The organism is Nocardioides sp. YIM B13467 (assembly GCF_042788075.1).
Taxonomy (GTDB): Bacteria; Actinomycetota; Actinomycetes; order Propionibacteriales; family Nocardioidaceae; genus Nocardioides.
Window position 1 is genome coordinate 2,405,678 of sequence record NZ_JBHZPJ010000046.1, and the last position, 22,816, is coordinate 2,428,493.

Consider the following 22,816-nt stretch of genomic DNA (forward strand, 5'->3'; position numbering starts at 1 on the left):
CATGACGTCCCCAGGTCTGAACCGACGCACCTTCCTCACCACCGCGGCACTGGGGGTGGCAGCGGTGGGCACCACCCAGGTCACTGACTCAGCGACGGCCGGCGCTGCCGCTGGTGCTCCGGCGATCCTCAAGCCGCTGCCCGTCGAGCGGTTCATCGACTACGGCACCAACGCCGAGACCCGCTGGGACTCGGTCGACCCGCGCCGCTACCTGACCCCGCAGGCCGACCTCTTCGTGCGCAACCACACCGCGACCCCGCAGATCGACCCGGAGACGTATGAGCTGGAGATCTTCGGTGACGGGCTGCGCGACCCGGCCGGCGTCAAGCTCACCCTCGACGACCTCAAGGCCTTCCGGCACGTCGAGACGACCTCGGTGCACGAGTGCACCGGCAACGGCCGCAGCTTCTTCACCACCCAGCAGGGCCAGGAGGTCAGCGGCACCAGGTGGACGCTCGGTGCGGTGGGCGCGGTCCGCTGGAAGGGCGTACGCCTCGGGGACGTCCTGACCGCCGTCGGCATCCGTCAGGACGCGGTCTCGGTGCAGGCGAGCGGGCTCGACGCCAGCTATGTGGACAAGGGTGTCGACTACGGCCGGGTGCGGCGCCCGTTCCCGATCGAGAAGGCGTTCGACGACGCCCTGCTCGTCTGGGGTGCCAACGGTGAGGACCTGCTGCCCGACCACGGCTTCCCGCTACGGCTGCTGCTGCCCGGCTGGATCGGCATCGCGAGCATCAAGTGGCTCGGCTCGCTGGAGGTGTCCACGAGCGTGCTGACCTCGCCGTGGGACACGAAGTGGTACAACGTCGACGGGCCGCTCACCGTCAACCCGGTCCGCTCCGCCCTCGAGCTCGAGTGGAACGCCGAGATCCCGGCCGGCGACCGGATCGTGCTGAGCGGCCGCTCCTGGTCCGGTGCCGCGCCGATCGCGCGCGTCGAGATCAGTACTGACGGGGGAGAGACCTGGGCGCGGGCGGTTCCGCACGCCCCGGGCCGCCCCACCGGCGGCCACGGCCTCGGTTGGGCGCAGTGGGACCACACCTGGCGCAACCCCGAGCCGGGGGCGTACGAGATCCTCGTCCGGGCCACCGACCGGGCCGGCCGCACCCAGCCCGACGTCGCCGCCCACAATCCCGGTGGCTACCTCTTCGACGCCGTCGTACGTCACCCCGTCACCGTCGTGTGATGTCGTCGCGGAGGCACGCACGTGCCTCCGTTCCGCATTTCGGGCAGGGGACGGATAGGCTGAGCGATGAGTGCTAGCGCCAGCCGCGCAGGCACTCGGAAAATGGAACACATCACCAGGAGCGGCCCGCCCGTCCGGCTCGGTCCTCGGTAGTGATTCCCAGGTCCGTCGCGGACCTGAGGGTCTCGATCGAAGACCGGCCCCGTGCACAACGAGTGCACACGCCCGGCGCGGGGGCGCTCCGAGACCTAGACAAGGACGAATCCTTGACTGAACCAGTCATCACCGCCGTCGAGACGACCATCGACAACGGCAAGTTCGGCACCCGCACCGTCAAGTTCGAGACCGGGCTGCTTGCCCGGCAGGCCGCGGGTTCCGTGACCGCCTACCTCGACGACGAGACGATGCTGCTCTCGGCGACCACCGCCTCCAAGCAGCCGAAGGACCACTTCGACTTCTTCCCGCTCACCATCGACGTCGAGGAGCGGATGTACGCCGCGGGCAAGATCCCCGGCTCCTTCTTCCGCTCCGAGGGTCGCCCGGGCGAGGACGCGATCCTCACCTGCCGCCTGATCGACCGCCCGCTGCGCCCGACCTTCAAGAAGGGTCTGCGCAACGAGGTCCAGGTCGTCATCACCGTCATGGCGCTCGACCCCGACCAGCCCTACGACGTGCTCGCGATCAACGCCGCGTCGATGTCGACCCAGCTCTCCGGCCTGCCGTTCTCCGGCCCGGTCGGCGGCGTGCGCGTCGCCCTGATCGAGGGCCAGTGGGTCGCCTTCCCGACCCACAGCCAGCTCGAGAACGCCGTCTTCGACATGGTCGTCGCCGGCCGCGTCACCGACACCGGCGACGTCGCCATCATGATGGTCGAGGCCGAGTCCACCGAGCAGACCTGGGACCTGGTCCAGTCCGGCGCCCAGGCGCCGACCGAGCCGATCGTGGCCGGTGGTCTGGACGCCGCCAAGCCGTTCATCAAGCAGCTGGTCGAGGCTCAGGCCGAGCTGGCCAAGCAGGCCGCCAAGCCGGTGCAGGACTACCCGGTCTTCCTGGACTACCAGGACGACGTCTACGAGGCCGTCGAGGCCACCGTCGGCGCCGACGTCACCGACCTCTACAGCGTCAAGGGCTCGCGCGAGCGCGTCCTGACCAAGCTGGAGCGCGAGGAGGAGGGCGATCGGATCAAGGTCGCCCTGCTCGAGAAGATCGGCGCCCAGTTCGAGGGTCGCGAGGGCGAGATCGGTGCGGCGTACAAGGCCATCACCAAGAAGGCCATCCGCACCCAGGTCCTGCGCGACAAGGTCCGCATCGACGGTCGCGGCCTGGCCGACATCCGTCCGTTGCACTCCGAGGTCGGCGTGATCCCGCGGGTCCACGGCTCGGCGCTCTTCGAGCGCGGCGAGACCCAGATCCTGGGTGTCACCACCCTCGACATGCTCAAGATGGAGCAGCAGCTCGACACGCTCTCCCCGGAGAAGCACCGTCGCTACATGCACAAGTACATCTTCCCGCCGTTCTCCACCGGTGAGACCGGCCGCGTGGGCTCGCCCAAGCGTCGCGAGGTCGGCCATGGTGCGCTCGCCCGCCGCGCGCTCCTGCCGGTGCTCCCGAGCCGCGAGGAGTTCCCCTACGCGATCCGCCAGCTCTCCGAGGCGATGGGCTCCAACGGCTCCACCTCGATGGGCTCGGTCTGCGCCTCGACGATGTCGCTGCTCAACGCCGGTGTCCCGCTCAAGGCTCCGGTCGCCGGCATCGCGATGGGTCTGATCTCCGGTGAGATCGACGGCGAGACGAAGTACGTCGCGCTGACCGACATCCTCGGTGCCGAGGACGCCTTCGGCGACATGGACTTCAAGGTCGCCGGCACCGCGGAGTTCGTGACCGCGCTGCAGCTCGACACCAAGCTCGACGGCATCCCGGCCGAGGTCCTCGCCCAGGCCCTCAACCAGGCCAAGGACGCGCGTACGACCATCCTGGACGTCATGCACGAGGCCATCGGCGGCGTCGAGGAGATGGCTCCGACCGCTCCGCGGATCATCACCGTGAAGGTCCCCGTCGACAAGATCGGCGAGCTGATCGGGCCCAAGGGCAAGGTCATCAACCAGATCCAGGACGACACCGGCGCCCAGATCTCCATCGAGGACGACGGCACGGTGCTCATCGGCGCGACCGACGGCGGCGCCGCCGAGGCCGCCCGTGCGGCGGTCAACGCGATCGCCAACCCGACCATGCCCGAGGTCGGCGAGCGCTACCTCGGCACGGTCGTGAAGACGACCAACTTCGGCGCGTTCGTCGCCCTGCTCCCGGGCAAGGACGGCCTGCTCCACATCACCAAGCTGCGCGCCCTCAACGGCGGCAAGCGGGTCGAGTCGGTGGAGGACGTCGTCGAGGTCGGCCAGAAGATCCAGGTCGAGATCGCCGAGATCGACGACCGCGGCAAGCTCTCGCTGGCCCCGGTGCTCGAGGAGGAGGCTCCTTCCGAGGAGACTCCTGCGGAGACCGCCACCGAGGCCGCAGACGAGGAGTGACCTTGGTGTCACGCACCACGGAGCGGATTGCCTCTGGCTCCGCTTCGGCACGGGGGACCGGTCGACACGCAGGTGTCGGCCGGTCCTCCGGCTATAACCAGGAGCCCGGCACCACCGTCACCCTCGAGCAGACCGAGGTCAACGGCGCGGTGACGTCGCTCGTACGCCGCACGGTCCATCCCTCGGGCCTGCGGATCGTGACCGAGCAGATGGCCGGGGTCCGTTCGGCAGCCATCGGCGTATTCATCGGCGTCGGGTCCCGCGACGAGACCGCGCGTCAGCACGGCTGCTCGCACTTCCTCGAGCACCTGCTGTTCAAGGGCACCCCGTCGCGTACGGCCTTGGAGATCTCCTCCTCGATGGACCGCGTCGGCGGGGAGTTCAACGCCTACACCGCCAAGGAGTACACGTGCTTCCACGCGCGGGTGCTCGACGTCGACCTGCCGCTGGCGATCGACGTCGTGGGCGACATGCTGACCTCCTCGCTGATCACGGAGGAGGACGTGGAGGCCGAGCGTGACGTGATCCTCGACGAGATCGCGATGCACGACGACGACCCCGACGACGTGATCCACAACCTCGTCTCAGCGCAGGCGTGGGGGGCCGAGACACCGCTCGGGCGGGGCATCGCCGGCACGGAGGCCTCGATCGCCGCGCTGACCCGCGAGGAGATCAACGACTTCTACCAGGCGCACTACGTCGCGCCCAGGATGGTCGTCTCGGTCGCCGGCAACGTCGACCACGACGAGGTCGTGGCGATGGTGGAGAAGGCGTTCTCCGGCTCGGGCTTCCTGCGGGGATCGACCGCGCCGGTGCCTCCGCGTGAGGGGTCACCGCTCGAGGTCGCTCCCGGTGAGGTCAGCGCCCAGCGTCCGCTGGAGCAGGTCAACGTCATCCTGGCCCGTGAGGGGCTGCAGCGTGGCGACGACCGCCGCTTCGCCTTCGAGGTGGTCAACACCGCCGTCGGCGGCGCCACCTCCTCACGGCTCTTCCAGGAGGTCCGCGAACACCGGGGCCTGGCCTACTCGGTCTACTCCTACGCCTACAGCCACGCCGAGACGGGTCTCTTCGGGGTCCAGGTCGGCTGCCTGCCGGCCAAGCTCGACGAGGTCCTCGATGTCGTACGCTCCGAGTTGGCCGCCGTCGCCCGCGACGGCATCACCGCCGAGGAGCTCGAGCTCGGCAAGGGCCAGCTGCGTGGCGGCCTCGTGCTGGGTCTGGAGGACTCGGCCTCCCGGATGTCCCGCATCGGCCGCGCCGAGCTGGTCCACCGCGAGCTCTACTCGATCGACGAGGTGCTGGCGCGGATCGACGCGGTCACTCTGGAGGAGTGCCGTGAGGTCGCTGCCGAGATCCTCACCCGTCCCGAGATCCTGGCGGTAGTGGGACCGGCCTGACGCCGAGTCGGCGCGTCCTGACCGGACTTTCGGTCGAGTCGGCTCGTCATGACGAGCCGACTCCGCGCTTCGCGCGGTTACTCNAGTACGGGCTATTACTTACCCTCGCAGCTCAGCGTTCACGCCCCTGGTTCCCCTGGATTACCCCACCCCCGTTGTCTCCCGGGCAGAAAGAGCACGCCTCTTTCGAGGTGGTCGGCCTTCACGTTTACGCCTGCGCCGAGCCTACCACACAACGCAAAACATTCGAACCCAATCAGGGACAGGTATCCCCAACAAAACCCAGACCGCTGCTGGAAGCCCGCAAGACAGCCAAATGGCACCCCACCCAGACACCCTGCTTCTAAATCTCCCAACCCAAACACCGTATTGGCCCCACCCACGCTGGGACTCAAGCCCGCTCAGCCCGCCAAAACCGCCCGGGCCATGACGAGACGGTCGGCGCAGCGTACGGGCATGGTCTGCCAGTAGTAGGGGAAGGTCATGAGGGAGATGAAGAGAGCCCAGCCGCGGCTGCGGAGCCAGGTGGCGTCGTCGATGTCCAAGATCCTGCGGAACTCGTCGCGGCCGGCGGCGTCGAGGAGCTCCCAGGCGCAGATCAGATCGACGGTGGGGTCGCCGACGGAGAGAGCGCCGAAGTCGAGTACGGCGGTGAGGCGACCGTCGCGGGCGAGGAGGTTCTCGGCGAGCAGGTCGCCATGGAGCCAGTGCGGCCCGGCCTCCGCCGGGGGCAGGGCCATCACCTCGTCCCAGACGGTCTCGACCGCGTCCAGGTCCAGCTCGAGATCGGCGAGCTCGCGACACTCACGCAGCTTCGACCGGACGTCGGCGTCGAAGCCGGCGATCGGCTCGCCGCGATACCAGCGCAGCTCGGGGTCATCGAGTGCCTCCTGGGGCACCTCGGTCCGGCGGAGCCCGGTCACGACCGAGGCCAGGTCCGCGGCGGTGACGTCACCCGCGCCGGGGGCAGGCTTCTCGCCGTCGAGCCAGCGCACCACGCTCCAGCGCTCGGGGTAGCCGAAGCCTGGCTCGCCGACCGTCACCACCTCGGGCGTCGCCACCGCGAGGTTGGTCGCGAAGCCGGGCAGCCAGCGCGCCTCCTGCGTGATCGTGGCGGATCCGCGGGGCTGGCGGGGGAGGCGTACGAGATGCTCCTCGCCCAGCCGGAAGAGCCGGTTGGTCGACCCGGTCGAGTCCAGGGGGCGGAGGGGAAGCTCTGCGTACGCGGTGAGGTCCCGCCTCAGCAGGGACCGCACCAGGTCCGCGTCGATCATCAGCTCGTCGTCGTGCATCCGGGCGCTCATCGTGGCCGAGCCAACCATGCCGGTGCCCGGCTCCGCGCGGGATTTTCGCGAAGGTCAGACGAGGGTGATCGAGACGAGCGCACGGTCGCCGACCTGGAGGTCCTCGCGCCGGCGTACGTCCTTCTTGATCGGCAGCGCATAGCCCTCCTGGCCTGGGAAGACCGACGTCCTCCAGGTGGTCGTGCCGATCCGCGCCTCTACCCTCACCGACCCGAAGCCGCGGGGCGGACCGGTCGCGATCGACGCCTCGCGGATGTCCTCGGTGACCTCGGGTGGCGCGGTCACGAAGATCCAGGCATCGGTCGTGTCCTTCCACGGCCACAGGTCGGCCTCGAACTCCCAGGTCTCCATGTGCCCATCTTCCCCCCAAAGCCTCATCCGGAAACCGCTACGCCGCCGGGGCGACCGCGGCTTAGGGTGCGGCCATGGCCGCCGACCCTCGCTCCCTCGCCCAGAGACTCTCCGACACCCGCGCCCGTCTGGAGAACGACATCGACCTGTGGATCGCGTCCGCGCACGACGACCAGCCGTGGCTGGTGCCGATCTCGTTCGTGTGGTGGGAGGGCGAGATCTGGATCGCGAGCATGGGCGGGGCGCGCACCCAGCGCAACCTCACCGCCTCCCCGGTCGTACGCCTGGCGCTCGGCGAGCTGCGCGACGTCGTGATCATCGACGGTCGTGCCGAGGTCGAGCCGATGGAGCGTACGCCGAAGCGGGTCCTGGAGATCTACGCCGAGAAGCAGGGCGGTGACCCGAGCAGCTGGGCGGACAGTCTGATCCGCGTCCGGCCGACGAAGATCCAGGCGTGGCGCGAGTCGAACGAGCTCGAGGGACGCCACCTGATGCGGAACGGCCGCTGGCTGGACGAGGGTGGGTCCGATGGAAGCTGAGATCCCGCTGACCGAGGACACCTTCCGGGCGCTCGCCCGATCGTCGCCGTGGCGCTTCTCCGCTCTGCGCTTCACCTGGCGGACGCTGGACGACGGCGACATCGAGTGCTGGTTGCGCAGACCTGGCTGGCTCCGCGTGCACGATGCCACCGGTGATCGCGTGATCAGGGGTGAGGCTCCGGTGTTCGATCCGGAGCCGGTCCTGCGCGCCGACGGTCTCGTGGAGAGCCGGTCGCGGGCCTACACCCACGACATCGACGACCCGATGTGGAACAACTACTTCTTCGTGTCGATGCTCGATCCCGAGGAGCTCTCCGCCGACGTCGTGCTGAGCGACCTGCGTTCGGAGGAGCGAGCGGGTCGGGAGACCTGGTGGGCGAGAGCGGTGCCCGGGGACGGGTACGAGCCGCGGTGCGGTTGCTGTCCGCTGCTGTGGTCCTGGGTCTCCGACCGCTACGAGTACGGCGACGGCGACCCGGGTTGGGAGCCGTCCGCGGGGACGGTCTACCCCGAGGCGTACGACGTCGCGCTGGACGTCGCGACCGGGGTCGTCGTGCAGCTGACCCCGGTCGGCGGCTCACGGCCCGATCTCGGCTTCGAGACCACGATCCATGAGGCAGAACTGTCGGTGGTCTCTGTTTAGGTGGTGGTGAGGACGACATCCGATCCAGACGGAGGAGATGTCATGACCATCAGCACGACCATCGATGAGGAGATCGAGCGGCTCGAGGAGGAGCTCGGCGAGCGGCCTGCCTGCGAGTGCAGCTGTGGCAGCCCGGACAGCGACGCAGAGCCTTGTGGCGAGGTGGCGGCGTACGCGGTGACCGTGCTCTGTCCCGACGACCGGTGCACCCACACCTACCTGTTGTGCCGGGAGTGCCGGGATCAATGGGTGCAGAACTGTCCACCACCTCACCAGCTGCGCGTCGTTGCGCTCGGGTGAGGCTCATGCCACCGGCACCACCCAGACGTCGGCGACCGACGGGTCGTAGTCGGCGCCGGTGTCCCGGAACCGGATCCGCACCGAGCCGTCCGCGGCCTGCGCCGACGGCTCCACCAGGAACTGGTGGGTCATCGTGCCCTGCCCGCCACTGGCGCGGGTCAGGTCGACGCTGTGTGCGACCTGACCGTCGAGCTCGACGTCGTAGGTCTTGCGTCGTGCGCCGTCGAACGTCTCGACGATGCGGACCACGAACGATCGGTCCGTCGGCACCGCGGCGTCGAACTCGAACCAGCCACCTGGGTAGGAGGAGTGCGTGTAGCGGCGGGTCAGTCCGGCCTCCTGATTGGTCCCCGATCGCTCGGAGGCGGTCAGTCCGTGCGCCGTCTCCGAGGTGGCCTCGCCGAGGTCGATGTGGTCGGTCGACTCCGACGGTGGTGCCGCGAGTCCGACGGTCACGGTGGCCGCCGCCTGCTCCGCCGGCGTCGCTCCGGTCGCCAAGGTCAGGGACACCGGGCCGGCGACGACCGTCTGCGGCACCACGACCTCGACGTCCACATCGGCGTCCTGACCGGTCGGGATCTCGTAGCCCACCGGCTCCGCCGACCAGCCGGCGGGACCGGTCAGTGACAGCTCGCCGCTCTGGGTGACGTCGCTGCGGTTGTGCAGCGTGGCGGTGATGGTCGCGGTCTGTCCGCCGTCGACCGATGCCGGGGCGCTCGACGTCGCGGTGATCTGCACTCCGGGTCCGACCATCAGGGTGCCTCCCACCGGGAGCCTGGCGGTGCCACCCGAGCGGCTGTAGGACAGCTCACCGCTGAGCTCCGTGGGACCCACGGCGGCATCTTCCGGCACCGTGACCTCATAGTCGTGCTCGACCTGTCCGCCGGCGGGCACGGTGCCGGCGGGCGCACCGACCGGCTCGGCGGTCCATCCGTCCGGCACCTCGAGCGACGAGGTCACCTCCTGCAGTGACTGCTTGCCCGAGTTGTCGACCCGCACAGACACCTCGACCACATCGCCGGGGAGGACCTCCTCGTCGGGCACCTGCAGGACGGCGACGGCCCCGACCAGCCGGGCCGAAGTGCGCGAGAGACTCTTCTCGATCGCCGTCAGCCGATCGCGCAGACCCGCCGCGGTCGCTTCGGTGAGCATGCCGTTCTCGGCGTACATCTGTACGGCGCGATCCAGGTTCGCGGCCGCCGCGAGGGCACGATGGACCGCCTCGGCGACCCGCTCCTCCTCGGCGTCACCAGCGGCGAGGTCCCATGCCCTGTCGATCTGGTCGCGCAGGAGGGCGGTCCGCTTCGAGAGGTCGCGCTTGGCGGCCCTGCCGGCCGGGCCGGCGAGGCTCAGGGAGGAGACCTGCGCAGCTGTCGCGGAAGCCTCCGCCCGAGCGGCGCCGAGGTCCCCGAGGGCGGGGGCGACCGCGAAGCTGTAGTCGCCGGATCCGACCTCGAGAACGACCACGTCCTCGTCCTCACGCACGAACTCGACGTGCTCCGAGTCCTCGATCGGCGAGCCGCCCTCGGTCACCGCCCACCGGTTGGCAGCGGGGATCCGCACCTCGGCGGTCGTGTTGGCCGGGACGGTCACGTCGAGGGTCATCGGCCCGTCGCCGGTCGCCCACGCGCTGCGTACGGTGCCGTAAGGGGTCTGCAGGCTGTAGTCGACGTCGTCGACGCCGTCTCCGGGCTCGGGCGCGATCGTGATCTTGCGGTAGCCGGGCTCGGCGGCCGAGACGCCGGCCATGGTGCGATACATCCACTCGCCGACGGCGCCGTAGGCGTAGTGGTTGAAGGAGTTCATGCCCACGTCGTTGAACGTGCCGTCCGGGTTGATCGAGTTCCAGCGCTCCCAGATCGTGGTGGCGCCCTTGCCGATCTCGTAGCCCCACGACGGGTAGTCCTCGTGCTGCAGCAGCCGGTAGGCGATGTCGGTGCGCCCGGCCTTGGTCAGTGCCGGCAGCAGCCCGTCGACGCCGAGGAACCCGGTCGAGAGGTGGTAGTCACGCCGCTCGAGCGTCTGCACGAACTGGTCGTAGACCGCGTCGCGCCGGTCCTCGGGCTCGAGGTCGTTGGTCAGGGTGAGGATGTACGCCGTCTGGCTGTCGCCCTTGACGGAGCCGTCGGCCGCGATGAACGCCTGCTGGTACGCAGCCCGGATGGCCTCGTAGCGCGCCTGGTAGGCAGCGGCGTCGGCGTCCCTGCCGATGGCCTTCGCCATCTGCGCGAACTCCCGGGTGCTCTTCGCGACGAAGGCGGTGTCCAGGACGTCCGCGGGTGTCGGGTCGTCGAGGTTGAGCCAGTCCAGGTAGCCGCCGGCGGAGCGGATGTGTCCGTTCGAGTCGGCGTCGAGGAAGTCGACGTAGCGCTTCATCATGTCGTAGTTCTCGGTGATGACGCCGGTGTCGCCGTAGGCCTGCCACAGCGTCCAGGGCACGTGCACGCCCGCGTCCATCCAGCCGGCCGACTCGTAGCCGCCGTCGAAGCGGCCCGGGACGACCGGGGCTACGCCGGGCAGCGATCCGTTGGGCCGTTGGGTGTCGCGCAGGTCCTGCAGCCACTTGGTCAGGAACGACTCGGAGTCCATGTTGTAGACCGCCGTCCGGGCGAACACGTTGATGTCGCCGGTCCACCCCATCCGCTCGTCGCGAGCCGGAGTGTCGGTCGGGATGGAGAGGAAGTTGCCGCGCATGCCCCACACGATGTTGCTCTGCAGTTGGTCGACCAGGGCCGAGCTGGTGTCCAGCGTGCTGGCCAGGTCGCCGTCGGTGCCGACCACGACGCCCACGATGTCGGAGGCATCGGGCGCCTCGTCCAGCCCGGAGATCTCGACGTAGCGGAAGCCGTGGAAGGTGAAGGACGGCTCGTACGTCTCCGGCTCGTCCGACCCGAAGGTGTAGGTGTCGGTGGCCTTCGCGCTGCGGAGGTTGGCGGTGTAGAGGGTGCCGTCCGGGTTGAGCACCTCGCCGTGGCGGATGGTCGCCGTCTGACCCTTCTCGCCCTGCAGGGTGAGACGGACGTGGCCGACCATGTTCTGGCCGAGGTCGTAGAGGTAGACACCATCGGTGGGCGAGTCGATCCGCTTGGCTGTCTCGAGCTCCTCGGTGACGCGTACGTCGACGGCCGTCTGCGGCTCGAGCACGTCGGTCGGCTCGTCCCTGACTGCGACGGCGGCCCAGTCCTGGTCGTCGTACCCGGCCCGGTCCCAGCCTTCGACCTCTGCCGCGCGGCGGGCGTCGTACCACTCGCCGTCGAGGAGATCGGCCTCGCGGGTCGGTCCGCCGGTGGTGCGCCAGGTGTCGTCGGTGCGTACGACCTCGCTGGTGCCGTCGGAGTAGTCGACGACGAGCTCGGCGATCACGGAGTTGTCGGTGCCATAGACGTCGGTGCCGAACATCGCGACCTTGCCGGAGTACCAGCCGGGCGCGACCTCGGCCCCGAAGACGTTCGATCCCGAGCGCACCAGCTCGGTCACGTCGTAGGTCTGGTAGTCGATGCGCTTGTCGTACGCCGTCCACCCGGGCGCCAGCTCGGCGTCGCCGACGCGCTTGCCGTTGAGGCGGAGCTCGTAGACGCCGCGCGCCGAGGCGTAGACGCGGGCACGGGTGACTCTCTTCTCGCCCAGGTCGACCTCCTTGCGCAGCAGCGGCACCGCGTCGTCGCCGCGCAGCCATGCCTCGCCGCCGGCGTTGTCGACCCGGAGCCCGTCGGCGGTGACGGTGCCGGCGGTGAAGGTGCGGTCGCCGGTCGGGAAGTCGGTGTCCACGAGGGCGGTGCCGCCGGCGCTGGTGACGGTCACGTCGTGGACCAGCCCGTGCTCGGCTCCGTTGGTGCGGAAGCCCATGACCCCGGGCCCGGCGAAGGTGGCATCGGTGCGCTGGTCGAGCTGCTGGCCGTCGATCGTGGTCGTGATCGTGTCGCCCGCGACGGTGATCGCGTAGTCGTGCTCCGCGGCGAAGTCGAAGCCGCTCGGGACCGGCTTCGCGGGCAGCACGGAGTAGCCGCCGTTGCGCTTGACGTGCGGACGAAGCGCGTCGTCGGACTCGCTGAACTGCCACATGTAGGCGTTCTCGGTGCTCTCGCCGCGGAAGTAGACGCCGAGGGCTCCGCCGATGTCGGAGGCGGTGAACTCGATCGTGTAGTCGGTCCACTCCGCGCCCAGCTCGGGAGTCTCCGCGCCGATCCAGTCCGCGGTCCACGCCTCCTTGCCGAGGCCGGTGGCGAAGGTCGCCGGCTTGCTCCAAGCGGAGGCGACGCCGTCGTCGTCCCAGACCCGAACCGACCACACGTAGTCCGTGCGAGGCTTCAGCGCGGGCCCGGCGTACCGGACGTCGACGGACTGTCCGGACCTCACCTTCCGGCTGTCCCACACGTCGGGCGAGGTGAGCCGCCGCTCCGAGGACGCGACCCGGATCTGGTACGCCTTCTGGGTCACCCCGCGGCGCTCGGAGTCGAGCTGCCACCCCAGGGTGGGGGCGGTCGTCGCGATGCCGAGCGGGTCGACCAGCGCATTCGTACGCAGCTCGCTGACGACGGGGACGGAGCCCACGCTCTCGGTCGATGGGACGGCGCTGGCGGCTAGTGGGGGTAGCGCGGGGGAGAGGACGACGGCGAGGGTGGCCGTGACCAGCCCGGCGATGTGTCGGCGCACGCGGACTCCTGAGGTCGAGGAATTGAAACGCTTCACCGAGTATGGCGTGCGTCACATTCCGCGTGCAGCGACTTGGCCGCATCCGGCCACGGAGAACGATTCAACCGCGGTCCGGTCGCGAGGTCAGGAGGTGAGGTCGTCCAGCGAGTCGGCGTCGACGATCCGGTACGCATAGCCCTGCTCGGCCAGGAAGCGCTGGCGGTTCTGGGCGAAGTCGGCGTCGACGGTGTCGCGGGAGACGATCGTGTAGAAGTGCGCGGTCTTGTTGCCGTCGCCGGGACGCAGCAGCCGGCCGAGCCGCTGGGCCTCCTCCTGACGCGAGCCGTAGGCCCCGGAGACCTGGATCGCAACCTCGGCCGAGGGCAGGTCGATGGAGAAGTTGGCGACCTTGGAGACGACCAGCAGGTCGATCTCGCCGGACCGGAAGGCGTTGAAGAGCCGCTGTCGCTCCTTGACCGACGTCTTGCCCTCGATCACCGGGGCGTCGAGCGAGGCGGCGATCTCGTCGAGCTGCTCGAGATACTGCCCGATCACGAGCGTCGGCTTGCCGGCGTGGGAGGCGACGATCTCCTTCACCACATCGATCTTGTGGTGGGTGCACGAGGCGATCCGGTAGCGCTCGTCGGGCTCCGCGGTGGCGTAGACGAGCCGCTCGTCGGCTGGCAGCGTCACCCGCACCTCGACGCAGTCGGCCGGCGCGATCCAGCCCTGCGCCTCGATGTCCTTCCACGGAGCGTCGTAGCGCTTGGGACCGATCAGGGAGAACACGTCGCCCTCGCGCCCGTCCTCGCGCACCAGCGTGGCGGTCAGGCCGAGCCGGCGGCGGGCCTGCAGGTCGGCGGTCATCCGGAAGATCGGCGCGGGAAGAAGATGCACCTCGTCGTAGACGACCAGCCCCCAGTCGCGGGCGTCGAGCAGCTCCAGGTGGGGGTAGGCGCCCTTCCGGCGCATGGTCAGCACCTGGTAGGTGGCGATCGTGACCGGCCGGATCTCCTTGACCGACCCCGAGTATTCGCCGATCTCGTCCGGGGTCAGCGAGGTGCGGCGTACGAGCTCGTCCTTCCACTGCCGCGCGGAGACGGTGTTGGTGACGAGGATCAGCGTGGTCGCCTGGGCGTGCGCCATGGCGGCGGCGCCGACCAGCGTCTTGCCGGCGCCGCACGGGAGCACGACGACCCCGGAGCCGCCGTGCCAGAACGACTCGGCCGCCTCCGACTGGTAGGGGCGCAGCGTCCAGTCGGTGTTGTCCAGCGCGATCGAGTGCGCCTCACCGTCGACGTAGCCCGCGTAGTCCTCGGCCGGCCAGCCGAGCTTGAGCAGCGCCTGCTTGAGGTTGCCGCGCTCGGAGGGGTGGACGACGACGGTGTCCTCGTCGAGCCGTTCGCCCAGCATCCCGGCGACCTTCTTCGCCCGGATGACCTCCTCCAGAACCGCCCGGTCGGAGGAGACCAGCACCAGCCCGTTGACCGGGTTCTTCTCGAGACGGAGCCGGCCGTAGCGGGCCATCGTCTCGGCGACATCGACTAGCAGGGAGTGCGGTACGGGATAGCGGGAGAACTCGAGCAGGGTGTCCACCACCTGCTCGGCGTCGTGCCCGGCCGCGCGCGCGTTCCACAGCCCCAACGGAGTCAGCCGGTAGGTGTGGATGTGCTCCGGTGACCGCTCCAGCTCGGCGAACGGCGCGATCGCCTTGCGGCACTCACCTGCCCGGGCATGGTCGACCTCGAGCAGCAGCGTCTTGTCCGACTGGACGATCAGGGGGCCGTCGTTCACCGGACCAGCCTACGGCGGGGTCGGGCGCACGCTCCTGATCCGGGACAGCGCGAAGGAACGTACGTCGTCCTCGACCCGGGCCGCGAGAGAGCCGCCGTCGATCCCCAGCGGCTCGACGCGCGCCTCGCCGCCGACGCCCCGGCCGTCGACGTAGGAGATCACGACCTGTTCCCCGGCATCAATGGCCTCGTGGAGGATTGCCATGGTGGAGGCCGGCTCGGCCGGAGCCGGGCGGGAGGCGGCGGTCTCGTCGCCCGCCTTGATCCTGGCCGCCACCGCGGTCGCACGCGCGGCGAGGTGGGCCTCCTGGGCGCCGGCCGGGCGCGCGCCGTTGCGGGCCTTGGCGCGCTTGGCGTCGGGGCGCGCGACGTGGATGGACCCGTCGGGTGCCTCGACGACCGGGGCCAGACCCAGCTCGCGCAGCCGGGGGAGGAGCGAGTCGAGCGCGACGGTGCTGACGACCACCGTCGGCGCCAGCCGCCGTAGCCCCAGGGACTCGGCCGCCGGGTGGGCCAGCAGCTCGGCCAGCGCCGCCTCGTCGTCGCTGCGCAGGTAGGCGGCGGCGAACCCGACCCGGACCGTCCCGAACGTACGCGCCGTGTCGTCGACCAGGTAGGTCAGCGCCTGCGGGACGGGGGTGCGGGAGGCGGCGGTGAGGAACGCGTGGATCTCGGTGGCGGTCCAGCCGCGGTCCATGGCCCGGCGCACCGACTCCTTGGTGAACCGGTAGACCGTCGCCCCGCCGTGCGACTCCACCGTGGCCACGACGGCCAGGGTGCGCGCCAGCGCGGGCTCCAGCGGACCCGGCGCGACCGCGGTCAGGTCGCCCTGGAGCAGCACGTGGTCGACGGGCTCCGGCAGCAGCCCGGCCAGGGTCGGGACCGGGTCCTCGCCCGCCACCAGCAGCCGACCGTACGCAGCCAGCCCCCCGAACGCGGCGAGCCCGAGGGTCTCCGCCTCGGTGAGCGTCCAGTCCACCAGGGCCTCGCGGGACTCGGTGCGGGTGCGCGGCCGGCGCGGCCGCTCCCAGGCGAGGCGGGTGACGATCGCGGCCGGTCCGGCCGAAGCGGAGCCCGAGGCAGTTGGTGCGGTTCCGGCGGCGAGGACCTCACCGTCCGGCAGGGCGGCGAGCAGGCCCAGGGTCTGCCGCCTGGTCGCCACGGCCGAGGCCCCGGCCAGGTCGGGTGCCAGCGCGTTCCAGGTCTTCCCTGCGGGGTCGCGCTGGCCGACGAGCCCGGGTAGGCGCGGCGAGGCCAGCCAGGCGCCGGCGACGTGCGACCAGCGGGCCGCCAGGGGTTGCTGGAGCCACTGGTCGAAGAGCTCGGTCGGCATCCAGGACGGATCGCCCTCCTCGTCGGTGCCCAGCGCGAGCAGCCCCGAGGCCCAGGCGACCTCGATCAGCAACGCCGCGGCCGGTTCGGCGACATGGAGCCGCTCGGCGGTCGTCTTCAGGTCCCGGACCGTCAGCCCCGCCCCGCCGCGCAGCGACCGGGGTGGCGCGGCGCTCCAGGCGTCGAGGAGCAGCTCGAGGTTGCGTACGAGCTCGAAGGCGGCGCCCGCGGCCGCCCGGTCGACCAGCGTGGACGCCCGTGAGGAGGACGGCAGGGGTGGCGGGACATCCACGGGGGCGACCGTCGTCCGCCCGCCCCGCAGCGCGAGCCCGACCTCGCCGGGCAGGGTCAGCATGCCGTCGCCCGAGGACACCAGCAGCCCGTGGGCGATGAGCTCCTCGGCCGGTCCGGCCGCCTCGGCCACGGATATGCCCGGGCGCGCGCGTGAGGAGGAGGCCTGCCCGCCGCCGGCGTCGACGGCCTCCAACATCGCGCGTGCCTCGGCGGACACATTCGGCAGGCTGCGTACGACTTCTTCCTGGTCAGCGGCGAACGGCTGCAACCCGGAGGTGCCGGGCGAGCCCCGCAGCAGGGCCGCGACACCGGTCACCGCGCGAAGGCCGTCGAGGGAGTGCCACACCAGGCAGGTGTCCTCCAGATGAGAAAGTGCCCGTGTCGCGGCGTCCACATCAGCGTTCACCATGGAAGATAAGTGGGCTTTGGTGGTTTGATTCGCGAGGACAACGGCATCAAGCACGATCAGCTCGAGATGGTTAAGGTCATCCATCGCGTAGTGCAAGGATGTGCGAGTGGCTGCTCGGGCGGCGAGTTGGCCGGAGTCATGAGGGGACGGCGTGGCGAGATCAGGACGAGCAAGAAGCAGGCGTGAGATGCGCTCTGTGGGCCAAGAGCGCAACTGGTCTGCGAGAGAGCGGAAGCCTGTGTCCATCGGCATCACGCTATCCCGGCAGGCCTAGGGGGCGAGATGTCCAGGAAAGTAGTGATCGCGCACGGGGCCGCGACAGATGTCGGTCAGGTGCGGAAGGTCAACGAGGACTCCCATGTGGCCGAGCCACCGGTCTTCGTCGTCGCGGACGGTATGGGCGGCCACGACGGTGGTGACATCGCCAGCGAGATGGTGATCCAGGAGTTCGCCAAGCTCGGCGGCACCCATTACGTGTCCGAGTCCGGCAGCCAGGCGATGGTCGAGGCCCTCCAAGCGGCACAGGACCGGATCGTGGCCTTCGCGCTCGAGCAGCGCTCGCGCGGGGCCTCGGACTACCAGTCCGGCACGACCTGCGCCGCAGCTCTGATCGCCGACGGCGGAAGCAGCCCGTTGTGGATCCTGCTCAACGTCGGCGACTCGCGCATCTACCGATACTTCGACGGCACGCTGAGCCAGCTCAGCCGCGACCACAGCCTGGTCCAGGAGCTGGTCGACTCGGGGCAGATCACGCGCGAGCAGGCCGAGCACCACCCGGAGCGCAACGTGGTGACCAGGGCGCTGGGCGGGATGGCCCCGGCGGTCCCGGACATCTTCCAGGTGACTCTGCCAGTGGGCGCCCGGCTGATGCTGTGCTCCGACGGCGTGAGCGGGATGATCTCGGATGCTGAGATCGCCGACATCCTCGCGGCGGAGGACACCGATGCCCGCGACACGGCCGAGAAGCTCGTCGCCGCCGCGGTCGAGGCGGGTGGCCGGGACAACGCCACCGCGATCGTGGTCGATGTGATGGGATTGACCGAGGAGAACCCGTATGACTCGGAGCAACAAAGGGTGAGTATGGAGCAGAAGCTAGGAGTGCTGCCATGAGTGAGCCAGCAACCATCGCAAGCACGTCCTACATGCCGGGCACGTGGTTCGGCATCATCGGTGAGAGCGCCACGGTGCTGCTCCCGCCCTCGGAGAAGAGCCGCGCGGGCGCGCTGTGGGCGCTCGTCGACGACGGCGCCGGGTTCGACGAGGTGCTCGACGCGCTCGTCGCGACCGGGCTGAGCTCGTTGCCGGGCTTCGTCCTCATCTCCGGGGACGTGACGCCTGACGGCGGCAGCGTACGCACGGTCGTGCGCGGCCCGTCCGTGGTCTCGTTCGAGGCCGGCGAGGGCACCGTCGAGGTCGACGGCTCGTCGTCGAAGACGTGGGTCGAGCGGACCCTCGAGGGTGTCACCAGGATGTCCGTCTCGCTCGGCGAGGAGGGCGCGACCGGAGAGCCGATGACGGCGCTCGGTGGCCTGCTGCGGGTCTCGGGTCTCGAGGTTCCGCCGCCGGTTCCGGAGTCCGCCCAGGACGACTCGCCGGAGAGCCGCGCCGGTTTCGTCGCTGCCCCGGTGGCCGTCGAGGAGGGCCCCGACGAGAGCGTCGACGAGCCGGCCCCGGGTGACCCGCTCACCGATCCTCTTCCCGAGGACAGCTACGCCGACTCCGCCGACGACCTGGACTCCGCCGAGGAGCAGGGTCTCGACGAGGACGAGCCGGTAGCGGCTCCGCCCTCCCTCTCGGTCGTGCCGCCGATCCCGGTCTCGGGTGACCTGCCCGGTCTCGGGGCGGACGCTGAGTCGGATTCCGGCTCGGAGGCAGACCTCGGCCCGGAGCCCGACTTCGACGCGGACTCCGAGGCGGACGAGCCGATCTCGGTCAACCGTGGCGATGAGTCCGGCGAGGCGTCGGCGCCGCGTCACGACAACCTGACCGAGCCGACCGAGGCGTTCGAGATGCCGGCCGCCTCCCAGGACGCCGACGACCAGGACTTCCCGGAGCCCGCTACCGGCGGCTACGAGGACGACTACGCCAGCGACGAGCACGCCGCTGCCGTAGCGTCCTCCTTCGGTCCCTCCGCTGTCTCCCCGGAGCCCGTGTCCGACGTGGACGTCGCCCCCGACGCCGAGACCGAGGTCCTTCCGGCCGTCGACGATCAGCCCTACGACGGGCCCGAGTCCTACGACGAGCCCGAGTCCGCCCCGGCGCCCGGCTTCGGCCCGCCGTCGATGCCGCCTCCGCCGCCGCTGACGACGCCTCCGCCGCCTCCGGTCGCTCCCTACGAGGAGGCGCCGGCAGAGGGTCTGATCGACTCCGTGCCGAGCGAGGCACCGATCGAGGCACCGGCCTTCGACGGCCCGCCTGTCGACGCTCCGGTGACCGACATCCCTCCGGCACCCCCGGCCCCTCCGGCGTTCCCGGCCCCGCCCGCGCCGCCGGCTCCGCCCGTGGCGCCGATCCCCGAGACCCACGACGAGCCGGTCTGGGAGGAGCCCAACCCCGATGAGGACGACCACGACGGTCTGACCCGCATCGGCGTCGGCGAGGACCTCAACGCCGGTCTCGCCGGGATCCCCGGCCAGCCCGAGGCCCCGAAGGTGACCGCCTACCCGGTCGCACGCCTGGAGTTCTCCAGCGGCGACCGCGTCGAGGTCGACCGGGTCGTCCTGGTCGGCCGCGCCCCCGAGGCGAGCCGGTTCACGCCCACCGAGCAGCCGATGCTGGTGACCGTGCCGAGCCCGCACCAGGAGATCTCCTCGACCCACTGCGAGATCCGTCCCGGTGCCGGGGTCGACCACGGCGCAGCGGTGGTCACCGACCTCGGCTCGACCAACGGCACCGTGCTGGTCCAGCCCGGTCTCGGCCCGGAGGACCTGCGTCCCGGCGTACCCGTCCAGCTCATGCCGGGTGCTGTCATCGACCTCGGTGACAGTCTGACCATCCGGGTGACCAACCCATGATCGAGCGGCTCTCGCTCATGTCGCCGGCCCCCTTGGAGGCGGCGGCATGAGCGTGGCCGGCTTCCAGGCTCCGGCTGCAGAGGCAGCGATCGCGGAGCCGGACCGTCGGTTCTACGCCTTCGCCATCGACCGGGTGATCGCCTGGGCGATCTTCGCCGCGGCCGGGTTCGCCGCCTGGCTGATCTTCTTCCGCAACGACAACCCGCTCCCCGGCGTCGGCCTGATCGCCAGTGTGGTGCTGGGGGTCTGGCTGGTCGGCACCGTACTCACCGGCTCCGGGGGCAAGACCCCCGGGAAGATGGCCCTCGGGCTCCGCGTGGTCAGCGACGACTCCGGAGCCGCGGGCCGTCCCATCGGCGTCGGCAAGGCGTTCGTACGCCAGGCCCTGCTCGGTCTCTGCACCATCCCGACGCTCGGCATCGGCACCGCCACCTTCGCCTGGGTCGCCGCGATGGACGACCGTGGCCGGCGCCAGGGATGGCATGACCGCCGTGCGGGCTCGGTCGTGGTCGACGTACGTCCTCCGGCGGTCGTCGAGACCGAGGAAGAGGCCCCGGCGCCTCGCCGCATCGTCAACCTGACCACCATGCGCCTGAAGCAGGCCGAGGCGACCCCGGAGCCGGCCGAGCGGCCGCAGACTCCCGCCGCCCCGACCCAGAGCGCGGCTCAGGCCGCGGCCGAGGCTCAGGCGGCCCCGACTCTGGTCCCGGCACCGATCGCCCGTCAGGCGCCGCCGGCCCCCGTGCCACCGACGCCCACGCCGCCTGCTCCGCCCGCCCCGCCGGTCCCTTCGGCACCGCAAGCGGCGGCTCAGCCTGCCCCTCCGCCGCCTCCCGTGCCTGCTCCGCAGCCCGCGGCGACGGCTCGCTGGCGGGTCACCTTCGACACCGGCCAGAGCTTCGTGGTCGAGGGTCTCGCCATCGTCGGCCGCGGCCCTGAGCCGCGTCCGGGCGAGGAGGTCGCCCACCGGGTGGCCCTCTCCTCGAGCGACATGTCCCTGTCCAAGACCCACGCCCAGTTCCAGATCGCGGCCGACGGCACCCTCGTGGTCATGGACCGCGGCTCCACCAACGGCACCACCCTGATCCGCCAGGGTGCCGCGCGAGCCCTCGGCGCCCGCCGCCCCGCGGCTCTCGTAGACGGCGACAAGGTCAAGTTCGGCGACCGCACCATGGATGTGGTTCGCGAGGCCTGACCGCCGAAAGGTCACCCGCGCCGGCCGAGACGTCNGCTCCCTGGCCGATGAAGTCGCGTGAGGGACGGGTGGTGCCGTCCGGGTTCGGGAAGCCCGCCGAGACCCCGGCGCCCTGGACCAGTCCGACGAAGGCGAGCGCGGCGGCGGGGAGGAGGAGGTCGAGCGTGGCCGACAGGTCGGGGAACACCGGAAGGGGCAGCGAGCCGGGGACCTCGGCGACGTCGGCGACGAGCGCCACGGTGTCGCTTCCCAGCGTGTTGAGCAGGGCAGCCAGCGCGGAGCCCGCGGCGACGGCCACCACCAGTCCGGTGGCGCCCAGGCGCGTGCGCTGCAGGACGAGGATGCCGGCGACGGTGGTCAGGCCGACCACCAGGGACGCGAGGTCGATCCCGCGAAGGTGGAGGAGCAGGTCCAGCGCTGCGGTGACGCGGTTGCTTCCCTGGGAGTCGTAGCCGGTGAAGTTGTCGAGCTGGCCGAGCACGATGCTGATCCCGACCGCGGAGATGAACCCGGTCATCACCGACTTGGACACGAACCGCAGCAGCCGGCCCAGGCCGAGCGCGCCGGCGACGATCATGACGACGCCGGTGAGGATCGACAGGGTGGCCAGCGCTCGCACCGGATCGTCGTAGGCGTCGAGGTCGACGTCGGCGACGATGATGGCCATCGCGCCCGTGCCCTGGATCGCCATCGCGGCGGTCCCGGTGAACAGCGCCCCGCCGGCGAGCCCGAACAGGTAGCCGTAGAGCCCCGCCACCGGGTTCACCCCCGCGAGGAGACCGCTGGCGAGCCCGTCCGGGACCGACTCGATGCCGAGCACGGCACCGGCAGCGGCATCGCGTCGGACCGTACGCCGATCGAAGAGATGGCGAGGAAGCGGTATCCGCTCGCGCAGCCAGGTCAGCACCGCACCATCGCAACGTCGCCGGCCCGGGGCCGCCTCACCTGACTCGGGTGAGGCGAGTTACCTCGAACTTACGAACCGAAACGGGCTTCGTATTCCAGGCGTAACCAGTCCGAAACGACAGGGTCGAAGGCTTGATGCCATGAACAAGCCCCTCCACGACGCCCACCGCCACATCGGCCGGCTGCCGGCGTACCCGTTCTACGGCGGCCCGGCGATCACCGCCGACGTCACCGCGCGCGGCACCGTGAAGGAGCTCGTCGCCGACCTCGACGCCGATCGGATCGAGCGGGCGCTGGTGCTGCCGAACTACGGCGTGCCCGACCCCGACGCCGCCTTCGCCCTCAACTCCCTGGCGATCGAGGCCGCCCAGAGCGACGACCGGATCCGGTGCGGCCTGTGGGTCTCGCCCAAGGCCACCGACTCGGCCCGCAACGACAGGGCCCTCGCCCTCGCCGGCGAGGAGGGCGTGGCCGCGCTCAAGACCAGCTTCCTGCTCGGTGGCCATCCCACCGACCCGGAGTGCCTCGAGCAGCTCGACAAGGTCTTCGCCGCCGCCCGTGAGCACGATCTGACCGTGCACGTGCACACCTCGCCCGGCGCCGCCTCCGACGTCGACCAGATCGGCGCGCTCGTGGAGCGCTATGCCCTGGACGTACGCCTCCATCTCGTGCACCTCGGCGGCGGGATGAGCGGCCACATGAAGCTCATCGGTGGCCGGCTCTTCGACTGGATCGAGGCCGGGATGCAGGTCTACACCGACACCAGCTGGGCGATCGGCTTCGCGCCGGCCTGGCTGGTCCAGGAGATCGAGCGCCGCGGCGTCGGCCACGACCGCATCCTCTTCGCCACCGACGCGCCCTGGGGCGACTTCGCCGGCGAGCATGCCCGGCTGGCCGCCGCGGCCGGTGACGGCGAGCTCGCCGACGCCTTCTTCCACCACAACTTCTCAGCCCTCTACGGCTGAGACCGGCAGCTCGACTGCCGGCCACTCG

Annotated in this window: 16 protein-coding genes; 10 read left to right on the forward strand and 6 right to left on the reverse strand. The window is 70.7% G+C overall.

From position 1 onward, the window contains the following. The first annotated feature begins 1 nt into the window (after position 1). From ACFX43_RS18630 to ACFX43_RS18640, 3 genes are all read left to right on the forward strand, one after another. Positions 2–1,186, forward strand: a complete 1,185-nt coding sequence (locus ACFX43_RS18630) for a molybdopterin-dependent oxidoreductase (RefSeq protein WP_378831849.1) — start codon at positions 2–4, stop codon at positions 1,184–1,186. Positions 1,187–1,452: 266 nt separating this feature from the next. After that, positions 1,453–3,714, forward strand: a complete 2,262-nt coding sequence (locus ACFX43_RS18635; protein ID WP_378831853.1) for a polyribonucleotide nucleotidyltransferase — start codon at positions 1,453–1,455, stop codon at positions 3,712–3,714. Between the two features lie 5 nt (positions 3,715–3,719). After that, positions 3,720–5,111, forward strand: a complete 1,392-nt coding sequence (locus tag ACFX43_RS18640; RefSeq protein WP_378831856.1) for a M16 family metallopeptidase — start codon at positions 3,720–3,722, stop codon at positions 5,109–5,111. Positions 5,112–5,512: 401 nt separating this feature from the next. On the opposite strand, the gene ACFX43_RS18645 is transcribed toward ACFX43_RS18640, so the two are convergent. Both ACFX43_RS18645 and ACFX43_RS18650 read right to left on the reverse strand, forming a co-directional pair. Continuing rightward, positions 5,513–6,415: an aminoglycoside phosphotransferase family protein gene (locus ACFX43_RS18645; protein ID WP_378831863.1), complete on the reverse strand. Its 903-nt coding sequence runs from the start codon at positions 6,413–6,415 to the stop codon at positions 5,513–5,515. A 54-nt stretch (positions 6,416–6,469) separates the two neighbouring features. Next, positions 6,470–6,766, reverse strand: a complete 297-nt coding sequence (locus ACFX43_RS18650; protein WP_378831868.1) for a DUF1905 domain-containing protein — start codon at positions 6,764–6,766, stop codon at positions 6,470–6,472. 74 nt (positions 6,767–6,840) lie between these two features. On the opposite strand from ACFX43_RS18650, the gene ACFX43_RS18655 reads away from it, so the two are divergent. The 3 genes from ACFX43_RS18655 to ACFX43_RS18665 are packed head-to-tail and all read left to right on the forward strand — an operon-like array spanning position 6,841 to position 8,248. Beyond that, a complete protein-coding gene (locus ACFX43_RS18655) occupies positions 6,841–7,305 on the forward strand; it encodes a pyridoxamine 5'-phosphate oxidase family protein (protein ID WP_378831873.1) in 465 nt (154 codons plus the stop codon). Then, positions 7,295–7,948, forward strand: a complete 654-nt coding sequence (locus ACFX43_RS18660) for a hypothetical protein (protein WP_378831878.1) — start codon at positions 7,295–7,297, stop codon at positions 7,946–7,948. The genes ACFX43_RS18655 and ACFX43_RS18660 overlap by 11 nt, the downstream gene beginning before the upstream one ends. Before the next feature lie 42 nt (positions 7,949–7,990). Continuing rightward, a complete protein-coding gene (locus tag ACFX43_RS18665) occupies positions 7,991–8,248 on the forward strand; it encodes a hypothetical protein (RefSeq protein WP_355224344.1) in 258 nt (85 codons plus the stop codon). A 3-nt stretch (positions 8,249–8,251) separates the two neighbouring features. Here ACFX43_RS18665 and ACFX43_RS18670 read toward each other — a convergent pair whose 3' ends face one another. From ACFX43_RS18670 to ACFX43_RS18680, 3 genes are all read right to left on the reverse strand, one after another. Further along, positions 8,252–12,901 carry a family 78 glycoside hydrolase catalytic domain gene (locus ACFX43_RS18670; protein ID WP_378831884.1) on the reverse strand — a complete coding sequence of 1,550 codons (4,650 nt, stop codon included), beginning with the start codon at positions 12,899–12,901 and terminating at the stop codon, positions 8,252–8,254. A 123-nt stretch (positions 12,902–13,024) separates the two neighbouring features. Beyond that, entirely contained in the window at positions 13,025–14,674 is a 1,650-nt protein-coding gene (locus ACFX43_RS18675; RefSeq protein WP_378831898.1) for a DNA repair helicase XPB, read from the reverse strand. Between the two features lie 9 nt (positions 14,675–14,683). Next, positions 14,684–16,708 (reverse strand): helicase-associated domain-containing protein, encoded by a 2,025-nt coding sequence (locus ACFX43_RS18680; RefSeq protein WP_378831903.1) that lies wholly within the window; start codon positions 16,706–16,708, stop codon positions 14,684–14,686. 282 nt (positions 16,709–16,990) lie between these two features. Here ACFX43_RS18680 and ACFX43_RS18685 point away from each other — a divergent pair, with 282 nt between their 5' ends. The 3 genes from ACFX43_RS18685 to ACFX43_RS18695 are packed head-to-tail and all read left to right on the forward strand — an operon-like array spanning position 16,991 to position 20,917. Next, a complete protein-coding gene (locus ACFX43_RS18685) occupies positions 16,991–17,818 on the forward strand; it encodes a protein phosphatase 2C domain-containing protein (RefSeq protein WP_141795102.1) in 828 nt (275 codons plus the stop codon). Continuing rightward, positions 17,815–19,722, forward strand: coding sequence for an FHA domain-containing protein (locus ACFX43_RS18690; protein WP_378831915.1), 1,908 nt, complete (start codon positions 17,815–17,817; stop codon positions 19,720–19,722). The genes ACFX43_RS18685 and ACFX43_RS18690 overlap by 4 nt, the downstream gene beginning before the upstream one ends. A 46-nt stretch (positions 19,723–19,768) precedes the next feature. Next, entirely contained in the window at positions 19,769–20,917 is a 1,149-nt protein-coding gene (locus tag ACFX43_RS18695; RefSeq protein ID WP_378831919.1) for an RDD family protein, read from the forward strand. Here the strand turns inward: ACFX43_RS18695 and ACFX43_RS18700 are convergent. Then, the gene (locus tag ACFX43_RS18700) at positions 20,874–21,824 is read right to left on the reverse strand and encodes a SulP family inorganic anion transporter (RefSeq protein ID WP_378831932.1); all 951 of its coding nucleotides are present in this window, start codon (positions 21,822–21,824) and stop codon (positions 20,874–20,876) included. The genes ACFX43_RS18695 and ACFX43_RS18700 overlap by 44 nt on opposite strands. 139 nt (positions 21,825–21,963) lie before the next feature. Between ACFX43_RS18700 and ACFX43_RS18705 the strand changes: the two genes are divergently transcribed. Further along, on the forward strand, positions 21,964–22,788 hold the full coding sequence (locus ACFX43_RS18705; protein WP_378831935.1) for an amidohydrolase family protein: 825 nt from the start codon (positions 21,964–21,966) through the stop codon (positions 22,786–22,788). Positions 22,789–22,816 lie beyond the last annotated feature (28 nt).